Raw genomic sequence first — 19,596 nt, forward strand, 5'->3', positions numbered from 1 at the left:
CAAATTGATTTTACAAAATGATAAATATACACATTCTCCTGTGGCACAGGATTTTATCTGGGTGGCTGAGTATCCTGACGGTACTCATCTCCCAGAATTTGATTTTAATACAAAAGAAGAGAATAGCTTCTATAAGATTGATAGAAATAAGCTTTTCCGGTTCGGATTAATTGGTCATGGTAATAAAATTTATTTTGAACGTGATGGTATTTTCAGTATAGCAGGTCATCGCATTCAGTTCTTTTATGAGTTTGATGGAAAAACTATACCTTTAAATGGTGATTTTAAGTATGACATTAACGATATTATCACATTTAAAGATGCAGAAGCATCAGGACTTGTGGCTGGTTTTCAGGGAAATGGAATGCTATCGAACCGCATCACTCATTACAGCTTGGGTTATAAAACGAATATTAATGTAGAGGGTATTAACTTTCATTTTAAACCCATTGTAAAACTTCCACTTAACCAACCTGCCATGATTAATTTACGAATGGTAGCTGATCAGAAATTAGATGGAAAAGTGATTATAGTAAATAATGGACGAGTAGCTTTTGAGACTAAAGCGCCTCTTGAACCTAATATAGGTGGTGAATTGAATTGGATCATTCAGTAAAGTTAACAAGAGAACAACTTCTAAATACCCTTTATGGTACATCTTATAACATGGATGGGAGTGTAGTAAAAGATACTGAAACGATTCGAAACTACACAATAGAAGTTATAGATAAGAAAGTTCACTTAAAAACATTTAATATACCAGTTCAAATCTTAGTAGAAAACGAATGGTGTGATATTGAAAATGTAGTAAGTGATGAAGATTTAAGTCTAATATATTCAACATTTCAAGAAGTTCATCTGGACAGTGAAATAATTTTAGACACAGATGATCCAACAGGTATTTCTGTACGAAGTCGTGAACGAGTTCGTGATTTATCTAATTTAATTTCTGAAGCAGGTATAGATTTGCCGAGGGAATTTACTTGGGTAGACGGGGCATCTGAAACAAGTGGTGTTATTATTTTACCTCAAGATGATTACGACAAAGTATTTATTGCTACTGATCCGGATAAAGATGGAAACCCTTTAATTGTCTTTATTGAACAAAAGACAGAAAAAGATCAAGAAAGACCATACTTTGTAAAAGAAAAAGGTAAGACATATATATATGTTGACCATTTCTCTGGTGGAGGGGGGACGCAGTCTAGTCCCTATTTAGTTGAAGATGAAAAAGATTTACATAATGTCCGAAGTAACTTAGGTGCTTACTATACGCAAACAAAGGATATTATTATGACTAGTTATCAAACTGGCTCTGGTTTTGCTCCAATTACTAGCTTTAAAGGTTACTATGATGGTGCGGGATATGATATTAAAGATTTATATATTAATCGTACCCAATCTAATGTGGGTTTGTTTGGTGAACAAACCGGGGGGACTATTAAGCGTGTTCGATTAGTTAATGTAAATATTGTGGCCAACGGATCAATGGTAGGTGCTTTAGTAGGAAAGTCTGATGGAGATGTTGAGGATTGTGCCGTAATTTCGGGAACAGTTAAAAATGAGGGGAGCTCTGCTCAATATACAGGTGGCTTAGTTGGTTACCAAAATGCAGGGAAAATTGTAAGAAGCTATAGTCATGCGGATGTGATGTCTTCAGGTAATAATTGTGGTGGTTTTGTAGGAATTGTTAATAGTGGAACTGTATCTCAATGTTTCTCAACAGGTTCTGTTACTGATTTAACAGTTGCTAAAAACGCTTCAAGTCATGGTGGTTTTGTAGGATCAGGAAGTGTATATACTTGCTACTACAATCTTACAAAACAAGGAGGAGTAGCTAAAGGTGGGGGCACTGCACTTAATGAGGCAGACATGAAAAAAGCTTCTTCATACGCGTTTGATTATCAGAATTATTGGCATATTGGCGATTATAAAGTAAATAAAGGATATCCTGAGAATAGAAAATTTATTAAGTTTAAAAAGGGTAAAGGAATTTCAGAGGATCCATTCCTAATTTATAATCAATTTGATTTAGAACAGGTCCGTCATTTCGCGGATAAACATTTTCGTATGGAAAATGATATTATATTGAACTATCCCAAGTCGGGTTCTGGTTGGCTGCCAATTGGAATGGGGATGAGTAATTATAATAATGGCTGGTTTGCTAATGTTTTTGAAGGTAATTTTGATGGAAATAGTAAGGCTATAGGTAACCTTTATATGTATAGACGTTCATCTAGTAATGTTGGGCTATTTTACGAATTATCTAATTACGCTATTGTGAAAAATCTGACTATTATTGATATTGACATGGAAGTTGGTAATCAATCAGGTATTGTAGTGGGTAAAATGGGGGATTATTCTAAATTAATTAATGTAAGTGTAAAAATGTTTAACTCATTTAATTATAGGGCTTTTGCTGGTTCAGGTAACGGAAATGGTTCGGGAGGATTGGTAGGTAATATGGGTGACGGAGCTATTATAGAAAATTGTCACTTCGATGCCCCGATTCAACAGCAAAGTGGGTATTTTGGAGGTATTGTAGGTACTACAAGTAAGAGAGCCAATATATCAAAATGTACTGTATCAGGTATCTTTGACCAAGTAGATGGTTATATGGGGGGGATTATTGGTAATATACCTTATGTAAGATACTCTTCAAAAGATAGTCAAGATATTAAGGTGCAGGATTGCGTGGTCCATGCCGATATGCGTAAAGCATCTCGCTCTTCCGGTGTTGTTGGTGGAGTTCATTATAGAAAAAACGAGTATTGGAACTCTAATAGAAATAGCCATGAGGGGATTTGGAATGTAAAAATTTCTAGAGTAATTATTACAGGTTATGCAAGAGCATCAGCTCTATACTATTCGGTGTGTGACTATAATTATACAGGAGAATCTCCCCAAGCAACATATTTTATTACAGATTGGACAATTGATAATAGCTTCTATAATAGAAATAATACTAGCTCAGGCTCTTATAATACACTCGAAGCCAAATATACACCAGAAATCCGACATCCTTCCACATACAGTGCCTATGATTTCGTGAATATTTGGGCATTCGATGAAAAAAATCGAGATGGAGATCCCGTATTAATAAAACACATCCCACCAAAACTTCCGATTTTAGGTTTTAGAAATGAAATAGGCCTGTACTATACTGATGAAGCAGGTAATATTTTACGATATTTAGAATATGGAACTTTGGTAGCGGGTAGTACCTCTGAGGCTTATCCAGTATGGTTGCAGAATAATGCTGATTTTCCTGTTAAAGATATGAAGGTTTGGGTCGATCCACCTACAGTTAAACCGGGGATTACAGTCCAATTAAGTTTATCAAACAATCCTTTTGTACCTGTAGACGAAATACCTTTCCCTGGAACTATACCTATTGGAGATGCTAGGCAGTTTTATATCAGGTTCCTATCCGAAGTTACAGTTACAGAGGGTGGCACATTTGATATGAAGGCAAAAGCAAGTCCTGCTTAATGAGCTTTTCATCTCAATACAATGGGATTGGATGTGATTAGAATGGCATATCCGTTAAAGGGACTGACCTTACATTTACACTCTGCGTTAGCTAACCAAGGTTACTCACAGGGTGTAAATACAATCCCTGTTAATTCTTGGTTTGATTTAGCAAGAAAAGGGCATAACGGAAGTTTGATAAGTTTTAACTTCTCGCAAGATAAGACTTGGACAGGTATGAATATACCTACGGATCCTTATTCACTTTACTTTAACGGCCTTAACAATCACGTGGTAATCCCTAATCATTTGGAATTACTGCCAATAGACTCAGGTTTTACTTTTGAAACTTGGGTCAAACCAGTTAAGTCAGGTTATATCGCATCTTATGGTGCGGGAAGCGAACGAGGGTTTTCACTTTACTTTGACTTAGATACTCGTGAAATTCAGGTTCAAATAACGACAGAAACAAAGAAAATGTCTTTTGTTTTTGCTGAAGTTAACGTAAAGGCTTGGCAACATGTAACTTTGCTATATGATGGGGAACGCTTATGGGGTATGATCAATGCAGCTCCGCAGGGCTTTAGTTTACCTATATTGGGGGAATATGTTAATACAACAGCCCCATTAGTATTAGGTAAATCATCAACAGCAAATAATAGTTATTTCGAAGGGAATATAGCAACTTTTAGAATATATCAAAGGGCACTTAGTTGGGATGAGGTAACGAATAGTTACAATGCAGGTTTTCTTATTACCGACAATAAAAGTGAACTATCTTCTAAGGGATTAGTATTATGGCGTGATGAGATAGAAGCTACCTTAAATGTAAGCATAATGTCTCGAGCAACAGCGAAATATGAGACAGCCAAAGTAGATAGTCAAAATTTAAAAGGCTTCATAGATATTATGAAACCTGAAGATATGATAAGTTCTATTATAATTAATCCAAGTATTAGAATAGCCGCTAACTATGAGATTGATAAATTTGGAGAAGAAGATTTAGTTGCTACAATTAGTGTCACACATTTCCAAAAAGATTTAAGATGTACATTGAATATCAATCCTATTAGTTATATGCGTTCTGAATATAATATGGAGGGTTATGGATCTAGCGATTTTAAATCAGAAATTAGAGTATGTACACATAATAATCTAATTTCAAATATATCTATTAACCCTTATGCCAAATTAGTAGGTCATTATGGGATTGATGAGCAATATATTTCAAGTTTACTCTCTGAAGTAAATGTATTGACGTATCCTGCACATTTAAAATCAAACATTATAGTGAATATGAAAGAAATTCATTTGTCTGCTAAGTATGAAACGGACAAAGCTTCATATCATGATTTTAAAGGTGCCATTTCTGTAACATATTTTAAAGATTTACCTTCCAATATTGGAGTTAATATAAATGTAGATAGATTAGTAAGGGCTACATATTTTACTGAGCCTTCGTATTATAGTGATCTTTATTCCGAGATTTTTGTAATGGGTACGAATAACTTGAAATCAAGTATACACATTTCTACTAATTCATATCTAAGAGCAACCTATGGAATAGATGGTATTACCATTAGAGATTTCCCTGCAAATCTTACTGTAAGAGCTGTACAGGAACTTCTCTCTACGATTAACGTGACGACCCGTTCATCCATGAGAGCACAGTATGGTATGTCTGGGATTATTATAGATGATTTGGTTTCAAAAATTACTATTACTAGTCTTTCAGAGCTCGATGGTACCTTAACGGTAGCTGTAAAAGGAATAATGTCTGCCAGTTATGAAATTTCTCCAATCTTTATAGCAGATTTACCTATGGATTTAGGGATTAAAGAGTGGAATGAATTATATGGAGACATGTTCATTAATTTGAAAAACAGTATGATGGCTACCTATGAAATAGCGCCTATTTATTTTGAGTGGTTATCATCTGAGTTATCGATTAGAGTAACTGAAAATTTACAATGTAAATTGTTTGTCTCTAAGCCATTCGTATTAAGGGCTAGTTATGGCATGATGGAAAGGCCAAAGTTTAATATGAAACTGTATCCGAATAAGGATGCATTTGTTCGTGAATTTTTCCCGAAATTAAACTATGGTTCAGAAACACAGATGTATATAGGTAGGACTGGATCACCGTTTCCTGAGAAATATCGTTCCCTTGTTGGATTTGATATTTCAACAATACCTACAGTAAATACTGAGATAGGTAAAGCTATTTTACGACTGTATTATGATGGGAGAGGACAAGGTTCTCAGTCTGTCCAGGTCATTGAAAGTAATAGTCAATGGAATGAAACAGGTGTAACATGGGCTAACCAACCTCAAGCTGCAATAGATGGATTTTCTGTAACTAGAGTAATTGGTGGAGCAGCTGGATACGTAGAGTTTGATGTTACGCAGTTAGTTAAGCAGTGGCATATATATGAAAAACCTAACCTTGGTTTCTTAGTGCGGGCAGTAGAAGAGTCCGAAAATTTATCTAGAGGATTTTATACAAAAGAAGCAATCGAGCGAAGACCAGAGTTAGAAGTTACATACTATGACATGCAGATATATTCTGATGATCATGCGTATATTTCAGCAGAAATCACAATTATTCAGAATAAGGTAAAAGATTTAATTGGTAACATTCTTGTTAGAGATAATAAAGGATTTGGTAATCTATCATCTAGTTTACATGTTCATCAACCTAGGGAGTTAGAATCCCGAATTTGGATTAACCATCCACAAATTATAGGTAGTATTGTATCTAGACAAAAAGATTTTAGTGAAATTCTTGCAAAAATAGCTATTAAAACAATAGGTGCATCTGACCTTGATGGTTATATTCGTGCCAATGAAATAGAAAAACGTTCGAGTATTTATGTTCTTTATAGAAATGATTTGAGCACTAATATTACCGCTCGTGTATGGGGGAACCCTATAGTTAATGGTGGGCAAATAGCCTCTACTATGAGTATTACTGAAAATAATAAAGTCTCTAGTGTTTATGTTCTTTATAGGGATGATCTCATTTCTAATTTTGATATAAGAGTATGGTCTAATGATACTGACTTGCAAAATAATCTACTCATGGAATTTGAAATCACACGTAGTTTTGAGTTGCCTGGTAGTTTAGATGTTAAAGAGCGAGTTGAATTAGATAGTACAATTGGAATTAGGGTTGAAGAATGCACGGATCAACATTCTGAAATGTACGTTAAGTATAGAGTGGATTTAGAAGGTTATGGTAACATAGGAAATCCTAATTTAAAAACGTACATTAATGTTTGGGAGAAATCTTTATTAAATGGCCATGTAATTGCAAGACAAAATAATGAGAACAATCTTCCTGCGACTATTCATATTCCGCTAGGTGGGTGGGAGGAAATTCCTTCTTCGATAAATCTACGCATGATGTATGATGTTCCAGGTATTGTAACAGTAAACTCAGGTAATTTACAATCGTTTATTACGATTCCTATTAATGCGCAAAAAAATCTGGTTTCCATGTTAAATGCGCGAGTAAGAAGAAGCTCAGATTTAGACAGTATATTTGAAATAAATTCAGGAAACTTCTATTCAGAACTAACTGTAAGAGCTATAGGTCATATAGATTTTAGAGGTTATGTAAGAGTTAAACAAAATACTGAAGATAGGCTTCCGATTAAGGGGTATGTAAGGCCTTGGGTTAACTTGTTCTCTAGCATTACTGCTAGTAAGCCACGGTATAGAGATTTAGCTTCTTCTATTAGAATAAGACAAACTGGTGCAGTGATACTAGAAAACTCTATTGTAGTAAGGGTATGGGGTGACTCTTGGCTTGATGGCGGACAACTAGATGGAACAATAGCTATTCGAATATGGGATAACCAGAATCAAGAATCAAGTATTAGTATTAGACGAAGTGCTGAAATCGGATTAAATGGATTTATTCAAGCTAAACAAATTAGTGATTTACCTTCCAAGATTGCTGCAAGACAAATTGCCTTAGCAGATTTAGCTTGTGAAATAGCTTGCTATGATCATTTTAATTTGTTCGGGAACGCTACTGTACGAGTATGGGGTGATTCTCAAACAGATGGTGGTTTACTTAATGGTAAAATTACCGTAAGACAGTCTTCGAATAGTAATCTTGTTGGTTTAGTTGAAGTATTTGAACATTACAGTGTAAATTCCACGGTTATTATAAGGCAGAGTGATAAGGAAGATTTAAGTAGTACAATTGCAGTAAGACGATCAGCTGCATATGATAAACTTGGAACAGTAGCTGTTAGACAGTCCGATAAAAGTGACTTACAAGCTTACAATTTCTTTGTAAGACAAACTGATGAATCACAGATATCTGTAACAGCTTTAATTAAGCGTGTTAGCAATTTAGAGAGTAGTATTGAGGTCGTAACAGCATATCCTTATGCTTATATAATGTAAAAGAGAAAAGTAGCCTACCATTTCACTGGGTAGGCTATTTTTTATGATTAAATTCTTATAATTTCTATTGAATAAGATAATAAATTTATAAATATATGAGTCCTATAAATTCTTATGATTTTGCTGTAAAAATCAATTTTCATTGTCTAAAGAACTTTCAATGGTCTAATTAAAGTAACTTTTCTTAACGTGTTGTAGATAGTGTTTCTCTAAGAAAAGTGTAATCTTTTTATTTTTGAGTAATGTTAGAGGGAATATATAAATTTTTTACTTAAATTATTTAATAGCGTAAATATTTCCAATGTAGAAAGTAAGTTTTATGTATAGTGACATGAAATTGTTTTAACTATTCTACGTAAGAAGCTAGATAAGACTCAATGATAGAAAGTGATAACTGCCTTAAGTTATAAGGATAAATGAAATAGGAATACGTTTTATCTCTGACAATACATGGAGATAAAAATTTTGAGCGTATTTCATGTGTAACATCTCTTTACCTTGTAATAATTCAAATTAAGTTATGTCTAAGGTAGGAGAATTTCTAAAAGTAGGAGGCTATTATATATGCCTAAACAGGGAAAATACAATCTTGTTGAAATTGGTTTGATCAGTATAGCACTGTGGTGGGCAGTTCTATTGTTATCTCCCATTGCTACATTTAAAAATTCTGTATACAGTACTATGGAGCAAATTATGCCGGAACAGTTATGGGGCATGCAATGCTTATTTATATCTTTCTTCTTATTATATGGGGTGGCTACAGATAATAAGATTATTAGAAGTATTGGATTGTTAATTTCTATTGGATTTTGGACATTTGTTTCCGTTTCCTTATGGTTAAGTGATAGTGCTACAACAGGTACAAGTTATTTTGTTTGGGCACTTATGGCCGCAGGTCTCTATCTTAAGCTGATGAAAGTAGGTGACGGTTAATGAAAGATAGTTTAATTTCTGCAATTGCTTCTGTATTAGGCATGTTTATTACAGGAGGTTTTGGTTACTTAACTTCTAAGAACAAACCAACTTCTAACACCAGTATCGATACAAGTACTAACCGCCATTCTTTATCTGATGACGAAAGACAGTTTCGAATTGAACTCAAAGATATGATGTTAACATATCAAAATCAGGTGAAAGAACTAACTCTAGAGGTTGCTAGATTAACAAAAGCGAACCTTCAATTAGAAGTACAAGTAAGACAATTAACGGCTCGTAATGAGAGTCTGGAAACGCAAGTGCATGAATTAACCACTGCGAATAGAGAATTAAAAGAAGAGGTACAAAGGAGACGCAATAGTATTACGGAATAAGGTGACTCATGGGAAATGCATTCAGAATAATTAGTTATTTTAAAAACAAGGACTACCTCTATCTGTTTTTATATTAAATATATTTATTATTCTTAGTAAATGTTAAACCACTAAATATTCTCCTTATAATAATGCAAATCAAGTATTGCAATACGAGATTAATGTTCTTCGTTTTATTCAGGCATGAGGAGGTCTTGATGTGGGATTTAAGAAAAAATTTGAAATTGAAACGGATTATCTGGATGAAGGATCAACCAAGCGTCCTGGTAATCGTATTTATGTTCAATTTATTGTGGCACATGGTATAGAGCATCCAAACTTAACAGCAAGAGAAAGTGTAGATTATTATCAACGTACACAGAATCAATCAAATACTGCGGTACATTTTCTCGTAGATGATAAACAAATTATTGAGTGTATACCTGCTGTGACACATGAACCAGAATATGCCTTTCATGTAATTTATGATGTTAATACTAGTAATGCATTATATGATACATGTGCTAATAATTCTGCCATCGGAGTGGAATTATGCTACGGTGAAAAAATTGATAAGGTAGATTCGTATAAGCGCTATGTTTGGCTGCATGCTTATATTTGTTATAAGTTTGGACTAAATCCTCGCCGAGATATTATAGGGCATGATGTACTAGATTCTAAGCTGAGAAGTGATCCCACTAAAGGACTAGAATTTGTAGGTAAAAGCTTTAATCAATTCATTATGGATGTAGTAGACGAGTTTGAAAGTTGTACAAAGGAAACCAATATGATAGCTAAGCAGGTATCGGTCAAAAATGGAAAGTTATATACAATACGTGCAACTGATACGCTTCAGTCTTTAACCACACAATTTGGTATAAAAGCAGATTGTTTAAAAAAATCAAATCCAGAACTGGACATCCATGCGTTGTATGAAGGACAAAGTATTTTAATCGAGCCAGGTTCACCTCAATTAGGCAAGAATTACATCAACATAGAACTAGAAGAGTATATGAGAAGCCCTCCTGTTCGACCATATCCAGGAAAGCCTATAAAACGAGGCGATAGGGGACGGAATATAGAGGCGATTCAAAGAACATTAAAAGTGAGTGTTGATGGCATATTTGGTAAGGAAACAGAAGAAAAGGTCAAAGAGTATCAGCGTAATTCTAGTTTCTTATCTATTGATGGTGTAGTTGGTATGCAAACTTGGTATGCACTATTTTAAATTGGAGGAATAGAAAATGAATGACCTTTTACAGTCAATGCTAGAGAATGGAGCATTGTTAGTGATTTTAGCAATTCTAACAGAATCTCTTACAGAGATTCTAAAAAACATGATACCTAATAGAACTATTCAAGATCGTTTCACGTATCTGTTATCTATTTTTGTAGGTATTTCTTTAGCATTTGCTTTTAATTTAAACTTCTTTGACTTGAATGGATATGGAAAATATATATCCATTATATCTGCAGGATTATTGGCAAGTAGAGGAGCAAATTATGCGAATGGATTTTTGAAAAAATTTGATATTTTACGTTAAAGAAGGATGGGGTTAAAGTATGGGATATATTGTTGATATTTCAAAATGGAATGATAATATTAATTGGGCTGTGGCGGCGAAAAATCTAGATCTTGCTATTTGTCGTGTGCAATATGGTTCATTGAAACGTGATAAATTGTATAATCAGCATGTACAAAAATTAGAAGCATATGGCGTCCCGCATGCAGCATATGCATATGGGTGTTATGTAAGTGTTAATGATGCAATTGTGGAAGCAAAAGATTTTATGGCACGAGTTAGTCCAAATGCTAGATTCTTAGTGTTAGATGTAGAAGATGATACACTCGCAAGTTGTGGACCAAGTAAATTAGCTGCAGCATCTCAAGCATTTATTGATACATGTAAAGCGGCAGGGTGGAAAGTTGGTTTATATGTAAGCCACCATATGTATGAAAAATATGGGTTAAGTAATATAAAAGCTGATTTTTTATGGGTTCCACGCTATGGCAATAAGCCGAAATATAGTTGTGATTTATGGCAATACGCAGACAATACAACAGGTGGGTATGTATCTGGAATTGGGAATTGTGATGTTAACCGTTTGAATGGTGACAAATCTCTTAAATGGTTCTTGGGAGAAGAGGAGAACAATACGTTTTATCGTATCTACCTTGGTGACTTTAATACGTCTGAGTGGAAGGATGCCACAATGAATAGAGTAAAAGAAATTCTACCTGGTTATGGTTTGTGGGAGGAAAATTTAGGGGATGATAATTATCGAATTATCGTAGGAGATTTTAATACTAAATCATGGGTTGATGAAACATTTAATAAATTAAAATTAGCTCTTCCTAACTATGGTATGTGGATTCAAGAAATTTAATAAATAAGCAGATTCTTTATTTAAAGAATCTGCTTATTTTTATATGTAACTAAAATGGTTTTTAAGAAATTATATAGTTTGAATCTTCTGTCATTTAATGTTATATGCTTTTTTAATTAAGTTTTATTGCGAGCAATCATTGCATTCAGATAGGTTTTGATCTAAGCGGCTTATAGCTTGTTGACGAATATAATATAAAACTCGAGAGCTATACTTGCTTATATTGTAACCACATACATCTAATAAATCTTTGAGTTGTTCTATATTCATTATACAGTTTAATTCGATCATTTCTTCTGCAATTAGTCCAATTTCACTTTCATATTTGGACAATCGTTTTGACTCAAAGTTGTTATCTAATTTATTCTTTATACGGTTTAAAGCACGATTAACTGTCATTGGATAGACATTTAATTTTTTTGCTATCTGTGAGTTATTGTTACCATCCATAATAAGATTGATCACTTGAGTTTCAAATTCGGATAAATCGGAGTTTTTAAGTAGATTTTCTACATAGATTTTATCCATTACTTTACTTTCATAACCTATTGAGTAATCCTCGGGTTCAAAGCTTTCAAGTGAATTTAAAGAGGTTAATTCTGAAGCGAATCGAAGAACATTTTCAATGCGCTCTACAGTAACATCAAGTAATTTTGCTAATTTTTCAGCTTTTGGAAAATAACCTAGTTCATTTTCAACTTTCTCCATTTGTTTGAGTAGATCTACTGCACTTCGACTTAAGCGTACAAGTCTAGAATCATTATAGAGTAATTGGTTAACTTCCCATATAATTGGCCGATAAATATAAGTAGTAAACTTAATTCCTTTATTAAAATCAAAATCTCTAATTGCTGTAATAACAGCTATATAAGCGTGTTGAAGTAACTCTTCTTCATCCACGTTAAATTTGTTTTTCAGGGATTCAATGCTTCCTTTGTAGTGAGCAATGATTGAGAAGAGAAATTCTTTATTTTCATATAAAAGTTCAGAGAGTAAATCAGGATCTTCTTGGCAAGCTTTCAATAACACATTGTTATGTAAGTCAGGTAAATTATCTTCTCTCAGGTCAATATATCTTTGGGAAGGCACTTTAATTCACCCCGACTCTATTAACGAAGAAAAAACTGTTGGTTAATTTTAAGAAATAAGGTTGATGTAATGAATCAAAGTATGGGCCCCAATTTAAAGTATTTGAATTGAAATATAATGTCTTTAGTAACTTGTTTTTTGTCATTTTTAAATCCTCCTATTTGTTGAATCTGCATACTAACTGTCGTTATGAGAAGTTAATAGGTTGCGACGGAAAAAGTAGAATGATCTAAAACGGGAAGAAAATATAGATGTATTAAGTGAACAGATGGAGATTACTTGTAAGTATGGAATTAGAGGTTAGAAAAAACTATTTTATATTAGATTTTTAAAATCTAACAACTATTATTAGGGATATTTCGATAGCTACTATGAAAAAGGAGGAGTAATGATTCTGTTTTATTCAAACTAAATTTCAGTTAAACAAAACTAAAAGAAAAGAAAACTTTTTAAAGAGTAATAAAGCTGTTAAAAGTTGGAATTTCTTAGGAGGTGAAGAAAGTGGCATTGACTCCGCATGGTTATAGAATATATTGTGATAAAAAATTGGAGGATGTTATTTCTATTTTAGATGAAAACTTAGAAATTAAGATTGATGGAATAGTATACAATGTCATATTAAAGACAGGGGAATATAAAACTTATCATGAGCAATTTGAAAGTGAACTTCCTGAAATGATTACAACTATCTTTCGAGATAATAACGTTCCTGTGTTTTGTAAATTAGGTGGGGTATATGATTTTTCTAATAATCGTACTGTATTAGTATTTGAGCATATGGATACAAAGAAACATCATGATATTAATTTGATTGGCGGCTCAGCATACAATTTATTAATTGGAAAAGTATTAAATACGGAACCATTTGCAGATGGTACTTATTATAAATTTATGGAGATTCATAGCAATATTTTAGTGGTATACCCTGATATGTCACAAATACTGTCTACAATTTTAACAAGACAGTATGCGAGCTATACTCTTAGTGGAACAGCTATTATTAGAATGAGTATGTTTGAAGAGATAAAAAGTTCTATTTATGTAGCAAGTGCATCGCGATTAGAGGGAAGTATTTCAATTCGCAAATCAAGTAACTCTCATATTAAAGGAACTATATCAATACCTATAGATGCTTCTCATGATATTGGCTCGTTCTTAATTATTAGGAAATAAGTTCGCAACATTCTAGTTAAGTAAAACGACTATAAATATATAGCTGTAAGGATAAATTCCATATCAAACTAATTAACCTATTGAAGCTTTAGAGTAAGATCAGGTGTAGATGAAAGATTATAATCTAGGAGGAATTTAAATATGAAAATAAATAAATTTAACGTTTCTGCAGTCTTTTATTTTAAAAGTGGAAATTCAAAGAAAGTTGATTGGTTGGAGGATAAATTAGTAAAAAAATTAAAGAGTGAGACACAAGAATTAACTGAAGGTCTTAGCTTAGAGGAAGCAGATGTTTTTTTTCAAAGCAAGTTTAAGGAATGGAAAGAAAATGGTACTACTATAATTCGTAAAAATGCTAAAGGTGAAAATTCTATCATATCTTTTGCAGAAGTTGAATATATGACCATGTTAGTTAGCTTAGCTAAAGATATCCCTCTAGATACAACTGAGTTGAATGAAGATGAATCTAAAGCAACAAGAAGTATTCAAGAACATCCTGCATTTAAAAAATAACAATGAATAAGGCAGCATCATTCAAAAACGATTTACACATTTGAATATAGAGAAATTTAATTTTAGGAAGTTAAACAATATGACTATACAAAAGGCTAGAATTATTCTACAAAAAATTAAATAAAAAATTTTGTAAATCCTTATAATGAATGCGATACAAGAGGGAGGATGAAATATGAGGGCAAAAGAAATTTTAACGAAGTTAGGCACTTTAGAGCAAAAGAGAGATGAGGTAAGTTCTGCATTAATTGAGACTTCCTATAGAGAAGCAAAGTTAGTTTTAGAGGACTCTCTAAAGAAGTACCAGAAGAAAGTGGATGCTTTTCTTAATACAGAATTCGAGCCTTTATCATCAACAGCTTTTCTAATGGTTTCCCACAAGCATTTAAATCTCAACACTGGTGATCAAGTTCAGTTGAATGTAGAAGCATTAACTAGTGATGGGATTACAAAGAATGTTACAGCTGAACTTCGTCCGGCTATGTTATTTAAAGATATAGATAATTTATATAATAATAAAGGTTTAATTACAGCGGTAGACATTAGTAATTATAAATTTGAAGAACGAACAGTTGAAATTGTAAAGACTACCAATGGTTTTGGTGTGGGTGATGATAGAGAAACACAAGGGTTACAAGTTATAGCAACGAATAAACGAAATGAATATCGAATTGTAAATTTAAAAGGTGACTATTTAGGGATTACTTTCCAAACAGATGGTAAAGAAGAAGTTGGTGATAACTGGTTAATTTATGTATATTGGGCGAGTACAGGCACTACTTATTCTGTCAAAGATAAATATATAGCAAAGGTGAGCCTTGAAGGAATTGTAACAGGCCTTAGCGGAGGAACAACAGATATAGTCATTACAAATGGGGTGCATGAAGTATTTGTACCAATTACAGTCGTAGGAAATGAAGCTCCTGAACCACCAGCTATTACTTCTGTGGATAATATGGAAAGCGGAGTAGAAGTTAGATTTGATTATAGTACGTCACCTGATAGTGAGAGTTATAACATTTTTGTAAATGATGTATTAGTTTTAACAGGTGTTGAGCATTCACCTGCTAAATTAGATCATAACATTTTTAATGATAAAGTATCTGTAATTGAAATGACGGCAATTAATTTAGAGGGTAAAGAGTCTGAAAAATCTAATGCATTTCAATATAAACCATTAGATGAATTATCGACTACTTAAGATTTTTTAATGTGAATGTAAAAACATAGTACATTATTTTTCATAAGGAAGTACAGGTATTATAGCAAATTTAATATTTAAATTAGATATAAAAAAACTCGCAACTAAATTGATATATATATCGACTACTATAATACCAGTACGAAATAGGAGAGGTAAACGATATGGAATTATCTAAGAAAATTAGTCGATTAGTACAGTTAATTCAAAGTGGCGAAAATTTGTCCATTAGTATCGACATTAATTCCGGAATTGCTAGAATTTGTGACATGGATTTTTCTATGGAAGAACAAAACAAAATTATTCATGGTTACATTGATAACACATGGTTAGTCCAATGGTTTAATTACTTGCAAAAGACAATAAAAAAAGAATTAAATCAAGGTGAAAATAATGCTTTGAAACATTTAGATTTGCTTGAGGTACAACATTTGCAAGTAAGAGATAACAATGAGGAAAAAAGTCAATTGAATAAAAAGGCTAAGAATACTTCTGAATCAAATTCTAATAATGAAGCAGATATGAGTAGAAATCTTTATATTGCGGAGCTGGAAAAGAACTATCGTAATATGGAGAATCGGCTTAAAAAAGCAGAAGATTATGTGAAATATTTAGTGAAACAACTAAATGTAAAAAATGTAACGGAGCAAAACTTACAGTATCCATTACATTTTTCTAATAGTAGCAGCAAAATAGAAAATGCAATGAAAGTTAAGAATAAAGAGATTCAAAATGTTATAGATGCAATGAAAGATATTGAGGTACCTTATGGATCGTTTATAAATCATCAAATTAACGAAGTAATTATAATTAAAATTCATAATGATTCAGGGATTAATTATATTGTATCAGGGGACTATGATTCAGCAATTTTAGTGTAGTTAATAAATGAGATTTAGAGGGTATGATTTTAAGGTTGGTGATAATTTAATATGCTATTAAATACATTTACAACGGATCAGTGGAAAAAGCATAGAGAAAACCTCGCTAGTAAGTTAAAGGAGATACATATCGAGCATTCCATTAAACGAATGGTAAGATATGATTCCACTTCATTTGGTTTACAAGATTACCATCTTTCTTTGGTATTTGATATTGAAAAAGAACGTCTCTATATTTGCAATAAAGCATCTAAAAGAATGACTGAAAGTACTTCTATAAGACGTTTGCAGGAAATAGAAATGGTTTTAGTAAATTGGTTAAAAGAAATGAAGGAAATTATTAAATAAATTTATATGAGGATTATGTTTAGGTTGAGGAGATATGGATAATAAAAAAGTTAAAATCTATAGATATTATAAGGGTGGAATTTATCTCGTTACTGGTAAGGGAAAACAAACAGGAACTGATGAAGAAATGGTAATTTATGAAGATGCTAAAGGGAATACTTGGATTGAACCTCAGAGTACTTTTATGGCGGATATTGAGGTATGCGGAGTAAAAGTTCCTCGCTTTGAGCATTTAGGTAATTTCTATAAAAGTAATTAAGGAGAGGGTTAATTTGTTAGGCAAGCGAAAATATATGGTTTCTGGTCATGATGCAGAAGGAAAATATGTAGAAAAAGAAGTTTGGGCTAGTTCTGCTCGTAATGCATTAAATATTTCTCAAGAGTGGAATGACGGTAATACATATACGGTAGCTCGTAAGGTTGGATGCGGCTGTGGTGGAAATTAAGTAGACATAAATGTATGCAAATTTATAATTATTTTATATTAATATACAGTATAAAGGATTTGTTAGCGTTCTTCCTTATAAATACTTTACAGGAGGTAGGAATAAAATGTTTGAAATTAATACAGTTGAAGAATTTAAAGAAAAGATAGTAGAAGGGTTTGTTTTAGTTTATTTTTATACTACTTGGTGTGGCCCCTGTAAAATGATTACACAGGATATTAAGGAATTGTCAAAAGAAATTGACGATATTAAATTTATTCAAGTTAACGCTGATCAATTTTTAGATATCACTAAATTGTGTGAAGTTAGTACGATTCCAACGCTTCTGTTTATGAAAGATGGTAAAAATATTGAAAAGAAAGTTGGATTTACTCCTAAGCAAGAAATTCAGGAATTTATTGAGGCTAGTAAATTAGCAAGCCAAATGGAGGCTGAAGAGGAAGTATTAGAAAAAGATGCCTTAAATTGAGAAGAAACTTGAAAAAGTAATACCACAAAGGTGTGTCATTTGACACACCTTTTCCTATAATGGGCTTACTATATTTGGTTAGGAGGTTACAATCGATATGCCTAAACTCAAAAGTATTATGAGATATGTTAAAGAAATAGATAAAATGATTAAAGATTTGCGTAAGGGTATGGCACATAGCCATCCATACTCAGTAGATGCTTTACGGCAATATGTAGATGAATTAGAAGCTATACGTGAAGTAATCATGGAATCAGGACTTGAATCTGGTGAAAACTTGGATACATTAATGTATAAAATTAGGGAATGTATAAGGGAGTGCGTGAGACCTTCTTATGCACGAAAACCACAAGTTTTACCTTATCCAAAACCGGATCCATGGGTACCACCTGTTACAGTCACAGGGGTTAATATTATTTTCGTTGTAGATATTTCTGAATCTATGTTTGAAGGAGGGGGCCTTGAACCTGGAGGTCGTGTTAGAAACTTATTAGTTGCCACAGCAAATGAAATCGAGCGTTATGCTAAAGCTGCTAAAATTCCATGTAAAGTATCATTAGTAGCCTATGCTGATCCTACAGACAGAGCAGGAAAGAATAGGCCGAACTTTTGGAGAATTCTACTGAATAAAAGTGTAGATGTACAAGGATTAGCACAAGCATTTTCTGATATTAGTACGCTAACATTTAATCGAGGATCGGATTTCCCTGAATCTGGTATGTCTGCAATTTATCATTCGATTGATCAAGTGATAGATAAAAGTGTAATAAATGGTAAACCCGTAGAGAATTCTCTTATTCTTGTATCAGATGATAGACAAAAGTTAGAGGGTAGTAGCGAACCTTCACATCGCCTGTATAAAGAAGTTACATACGACCAGGTTGACGGGAAGCTAAATAGCCTTAAAGTATTTAATCGTTATGCGTTAGTGCCTATGAAAACTATATATACAGTTCTTCCAGGAAGAAAAGGACCTGGGAAAATAGGGCCAGGGAATTGGAATAGTCCTATCATTCCTTTCTTTAGACAGTGTAGAGAGTACTTCCATGTAAGCTCTTTAAAAGATGTAAGCGATTGGATCACTTGGACATTAGATCCTACTAAGGCTCCGAAAAAAAAGTGAGGAGGAAGTGATAATGACAATTAGATTTGGAGATTTGTATGAGGAAATCTTAGCTATTGAAGATGCTATGCAGCGTATGAGAGATGATATAGCTAGTTCAGATTGTTCCTCTATTACAAAATGTCGTTTGGAAATAGAATTAGAGATGCTTGAACAAAAATTATATGAATTAGAACGTACAAATATAGATTTTGAATTATTAAACTTTGTTACAATTATAGAATCTATTGAAAGATGCTTTAATTGTATTGATATTCCAGGTGAATTATCTCATGATATAGCTCCTGTACCATATGATACAGCAAGCAATTGCGGAGGTAAAAAGAGACAATTATCACTTAAAGATATTGAGTTAATTAAAGTATTTGAGATGAGTACTAGAAAGCCCGACAAACGACCAAATGTATTTGAATTTGTTAAGAGCGCAATGCCGTATAAAATCCTTACAATTGCATCAGAGAAGTATATTGTATCGTATGACTCGTTACGTAATGGTATTGCGGTTAAAGGGTTCAATAGGCAAACAGGTGAGTCAGTAACGAACTTTGGAAATATTTCTAGAATTGATGTGAAATTAAATGATTCGGCGCGTCAGAAATATGGCATAGAATGGGTAACTGCATGTAAGGTTTTATTAACAACACCTACACCAATGGTTAGTATTGCACCGTTATTGTTAGCTATTGATGGTAATCCGAGCACCATGCCTAGGGTTGAATATACAAATGAGGCAGAAGTTGAAATGGTATTTCAATTTTTTGTATAGATAATTAGGAACTAAAAAGA

Annotated in this window: 19 protein-coding genes; 18 read left to right on the forward strand and 1 reads right to left on the reverse strand. The window is 33.0% G+C overall.

Annotation, left to right across the window (positions count from 1 at the left end):
- Positions 1 to 4: 4 nt before the first annotated feature.
- The 8 genes from MHB52_RS29465 to MHB52_RS29500 all read left to right on the forward strand — a co-directional run bounded on the left by MHB52_RS29465 (position 5) and on the right by MHB52_RS29500 (position 11,567).
- Positions 5 to 616 carry a hypothetical protein gene (locus MHB52_RS29465; protein WP_000602965.1) on the forward strand — a complete coding sequence of 204 codons (612 nt, stop codon included), beginning with the start codon at positions 5 to 7 and terminating at the stop codon, positions 614 to 616.
- Positions 601 to 3,492: a hypothetical protein gene (locus MHB52_RS29470; RefSeq protein WP_061663900.1), complete on the forward strand. Its 2,892-nt coding sequence runs from the start codon at positions 601 to 603 to the stop codon at positions 3,490 to 3,492. The genes MHB52_RS29465 and MHB52_RS29470 overlap by 16 nt, the downstream gene beginning before the upstream one ends.
- Before the next feature lie 42 nt (positions 3,493 to 3,534).
- Positions 3,535 to 7,890, forward strand: a complete 4,356-nt coding sequence (locus MHB52_RS29475) for a DNRLRE domain-containing protein (protein WP_061663899.1) — start codon at positions 3,535 to 3,537, stop codon at positions 7,888 to 7,890.
- Between the two features lie 564 nt (positions 7,891 to 8,454).
- Positions 8,455 to 8,823, forward strand: coding sequence for a hypothetical protein (locus tag MHB52_RS29480; protein ID WP_061664329.1), 369 nt, complete (start codon positions 8,455 to 8,457; stop codon positions 8,821 to 8,823).
- Positions 8,823 to 9,200, forward strand: coding sequence for a hypothetical protein (locus tag MHB52_RS29485; RefSeq protein WP_000655296.1), 378 nt, complete (start codon positions 8,823 to 8,825; stop codon positions 9,198 to 9,200). Before MHB52_RS29480 ends, MHB52_RS29485 begins: the two co-directional genes overlap by 1 nt.
- A 199-nt stretch (positions 9,201 to 9,399) precedes the next feature.
- The gene (locus MHB52_RS29490) at positions 9,400 to 10,407 is read left to right on the forward strand and encodes an N-acetylmuramoyl-L-alanine amidase (RefSeq protein WP_061664330.1); all 1,008 of its coding nucleotides are present in this window, start codon (positions 9,400 to 9,402) and stop codon (positions 10,405 to 10,407) included.
- Between the two features lie 16 nt (positions 10,408 to 10,423).
- The gene (locus MHB52_RS29495) at positions 10,424 to 10,723 is read left to right on the forward strand and encodes a hypothetical protein (RefSeq protein ID WP_000998963.1); all 300 of its coding nucleotides are present in this window, start codon (positions 10,424 to 10,426) and stop codon (positions 10,721 to 10,723) included.
- A gap of 19 nt (positions 10,724 to 10,742) precedes the next feature.
- Positions 10,743 to 11,567 (forward strand): GH25 family lysozyme, encoded by an 825-nt coding sequence (locus MHB52_RS29500; RefSeq protein ID WP_061664331.1) that lies wholly within the window; start codon positions 10,743 to 10,745, stop codon positions 11,565 to 11,567.
- A 123-nt stretch (positions 11,568 to 11,690) separates the two neighbouring features.
- On the opposite strand, the gene MHB52_RS29505 is transcribed toward MHB52_RS29500, so the two are convergent.
- Positions 11,691 to 12,656: a sigma-70 family RNA polymerase sigma factor gene (locus MHB52_RS29505; RefSeq protein WP_061664332.1), complete on the reverse strand. Its 966-nt coding sequence runs from the start codon at positions 12,654 to 12,656 to the stop codon at positions 11,691 to 11,693.
- 501 nt (positions 12,657 to 13,157) lie between these two features.
- On the opposite strand from MHB52_RS29505, the gene MHB52_RS29510 reads away from it, so the two are divergent.
- From MHB52_RS29510 to MHB52_RS29555, 10 genes are all read left to right on the forward strand, one after another.
- Complete coding sequence (locus MHB52_RS29510) at positions 13,158 to 13,829, forward strand: hypothetical protein (protein ID WP_061664333.1); 672 nt, start codon at positions 13,158 to 13,160, stop codon at positions 13,827 to 13,829.
- A 141-nt stretch (positions 13,830 to 13,970) separates the two neighbouring features.
- Complete coding sequence (locus tag MHB52_RS29515) at positions 13,971 to 14,342, forward strand: hypothetical protein (RefSeq protein ID WP_044584322.1); 372 nt, start codon at positions 13,971 to 13,973, stop codon at positions 14,340 to 14,342.
- Between the two features lie 175 nt (positions 14,343 to 14,517).
- Entirely contained in the window at positions 14,518 to 15,543 is a 1,026-nt protein-coding gene (locus MHB52_RS29520; protein ID WP_044584323.1) for a hypothetical protein, read from the forward strand.
- A 164-nt stretch (positions 15,544 to 15,707) separates the two neighbouring features.
- Complete coding sequence (locus tag MHB52_RS29525) at positions 15,708 to 16,424, forward strand: hypothetical protein (RefSeq protein WP_061664334.1); 717 nt, start codon at positions 15,708 to 15,710, stop codon at positions 16,422 to 16,424.
- A gap of 51 nt (positions 16,425 to 16,475) precedes the next feature.
- A complete protein-coding gene (locus tag MHB52_RS29530) occupies positions 16,476 to 16,772 on the forward strand; it encodes a hypothetical protein (protein WP_061664335.1) in 297 nt (98 codons plus the stop codon).
- 34 nt (positions 16,773 to 16,806) lie between these two features.
- Positions 16,807 to 17,031, forward strand: a complete 225-nt coding sequence (locus MHB52_RS29535; RefSeq protein ID WP_000369000.1) for a DUF1653 domain-containing protein — start codon at positions 16,807 to 16,809, stop codon at positions 17,029 to 17,031.
- A gap of 13 nt (positions 17,032 to 17,044) precedes the next feature.
- Positions 17,045 to 17,218, forward strand: coding sequence for a hypothetical protein (locus tag MHB52_RS29540; protein ID WP_000900867.1), 174 nt, complete (start codon positions 17,045 to 17,047; stop codon positions 17,216 to 17,218).
- A gap of 106 nt (positions 17,219 to 17,324) precedes the next feature.
- Positions 17,325 to 17,687, forward strand: coding sequence for a thioredoxin family protein (locus tag MHB52_RS29545; protein ID WP_000461692.1), 363 nt, complete (start codon positions 17,325 to 17,327; stop codon positions 17,685 to 17,687).
- Positions 17,688 to 17,784: 97 nt separating this feature from the next.
- Positions 17,785 to 18,810 carry a hypothetical protein gene (locus MHB52_RS29550; RefSeq protein WP_001125259.1) on the forward strand — a complete coding sequence of 342 codons (1,026 nt, stop codon included), beginning with the start codon at positions 17,785 to 17,787 and terminating at the stop codon, positions 18,808 to 18,810.
- Positions 18,811 to 18,823: 13 nt separating this feature from the next.
- A complete protein-coding gene (locus MHB52_RS29555; RefSeq protein ID WP_061664336.1) occupies positions 18,824 to 19,576 on the forward strand; it encodes a hypothetical protein in 753 nt (250 codons plus the stop codon).
- Positions 19,577 to 19,596 lie beyond the last annotated feature (20 nt).

Source organism: Bacillus sp. FSL K6-0073, from assembly GCF_038006085.1.
In the GTDB taxonomy this organism is placed as follows: domain Bacteria; phylum Bacillota; class Bacilli; order Bacillales; family Bacillaceae_G; genus Bacillus_A; species Bacillus_A cereus.

Excerpts from the sequence above, each read along its gene's own strand:
- MHB52_RS29500 (WP_061664331.1), top strand. The coding sequence starts at position 10,743 with ATGGGATATATTGTTGATATTTCAAAATGGAATGATAATATTAATTGG.
- MHB52_RS29485 (WP_000655296.1), top strand. The coding sequence starts at position 8,823 with ATGAAAGATAGTTTAATTTCTGCAATTGCTTCTGTATTAGGCATGTTT.
- MHB52_RS29535 (WP_000369000.1), top strand. The coding sequence starts at position 16,807 with ATGGATAATAAAAAAGTTAAAATCTATAGATATTATAAGGGTGGAATT.
- MHB52_RS29495 (WP_000998963.1), top strand. The coding sequence starts at position 10,424 with ATGAATGACCTTTTACAGTCAATGCTAGAGAATGGAGCATTGTTAGTG.
- MHB52_RS29475 (WP_061663899.1), top strand. The coding sequence starts at position 3,535 with ATGGCATATCCGTTAAAGGGACTGACCTTACATTTACACTCTGCGTTA.
- MHB52_RS29525 (WP_061664334.1), top strand. The coding sequence starts at position 15,708 with ATGGAATTATCTAAGAAAATTAGTCGATTAGTACAGTTAATTCAAAGT.
- MHB52_RS29555 (WP_061664336.1), top strand. The coding sequence starts at position 18,824 with ATGACAATTAGATTTGGAGATTTGTATGAGGAAATCTTAGCTATTGAA.
- MHB52_RS29515 (WP_044584322.1), top strand. The coding sequence starts at position 13,971 with ATGAAAATAAATAAATTTAACGTTTCTGCAGTCTTTTATTTTAAAAGT.
- MHB52_RS29545 (WP_000461692.1), top strand. The coding sequence starts at position 17,325 with ATGTTTGAAATTAATACAGTTGAAGAATTTAAAGAAAAGATAGTAGAA.
- MHB52_RS29480 (WP_061664329.1), top strand. The coding sequence starts at position 8,455 with ATGCCTAAACAGGGAAAATACAATCTTGTTGAAATTGGTTTGATCAGT.
- MHB52_RS29530 (WP_061664335.1), top strand. The coding sequence starts at position 16,476 with ATGCTATTAAATACATTTACAACGGATCAGTGGAAAAAGCATAGAGAA.
- MHB52_RS29520 (WP_044584323.1), top strand. The coding sequence starts at position 14,518 with ATGAGGGCAAAAGAAATTTTAACGAAGTTAGGCACTTTAGAGCAAAAG.
- MHB52_RS29550 (WP_001125259.1), top strand. The coding sequence starts at position 17,785 with ATGCCTAAACTCAAAAGTATTATGAGATATGTTAAAGAAATAGATAAA.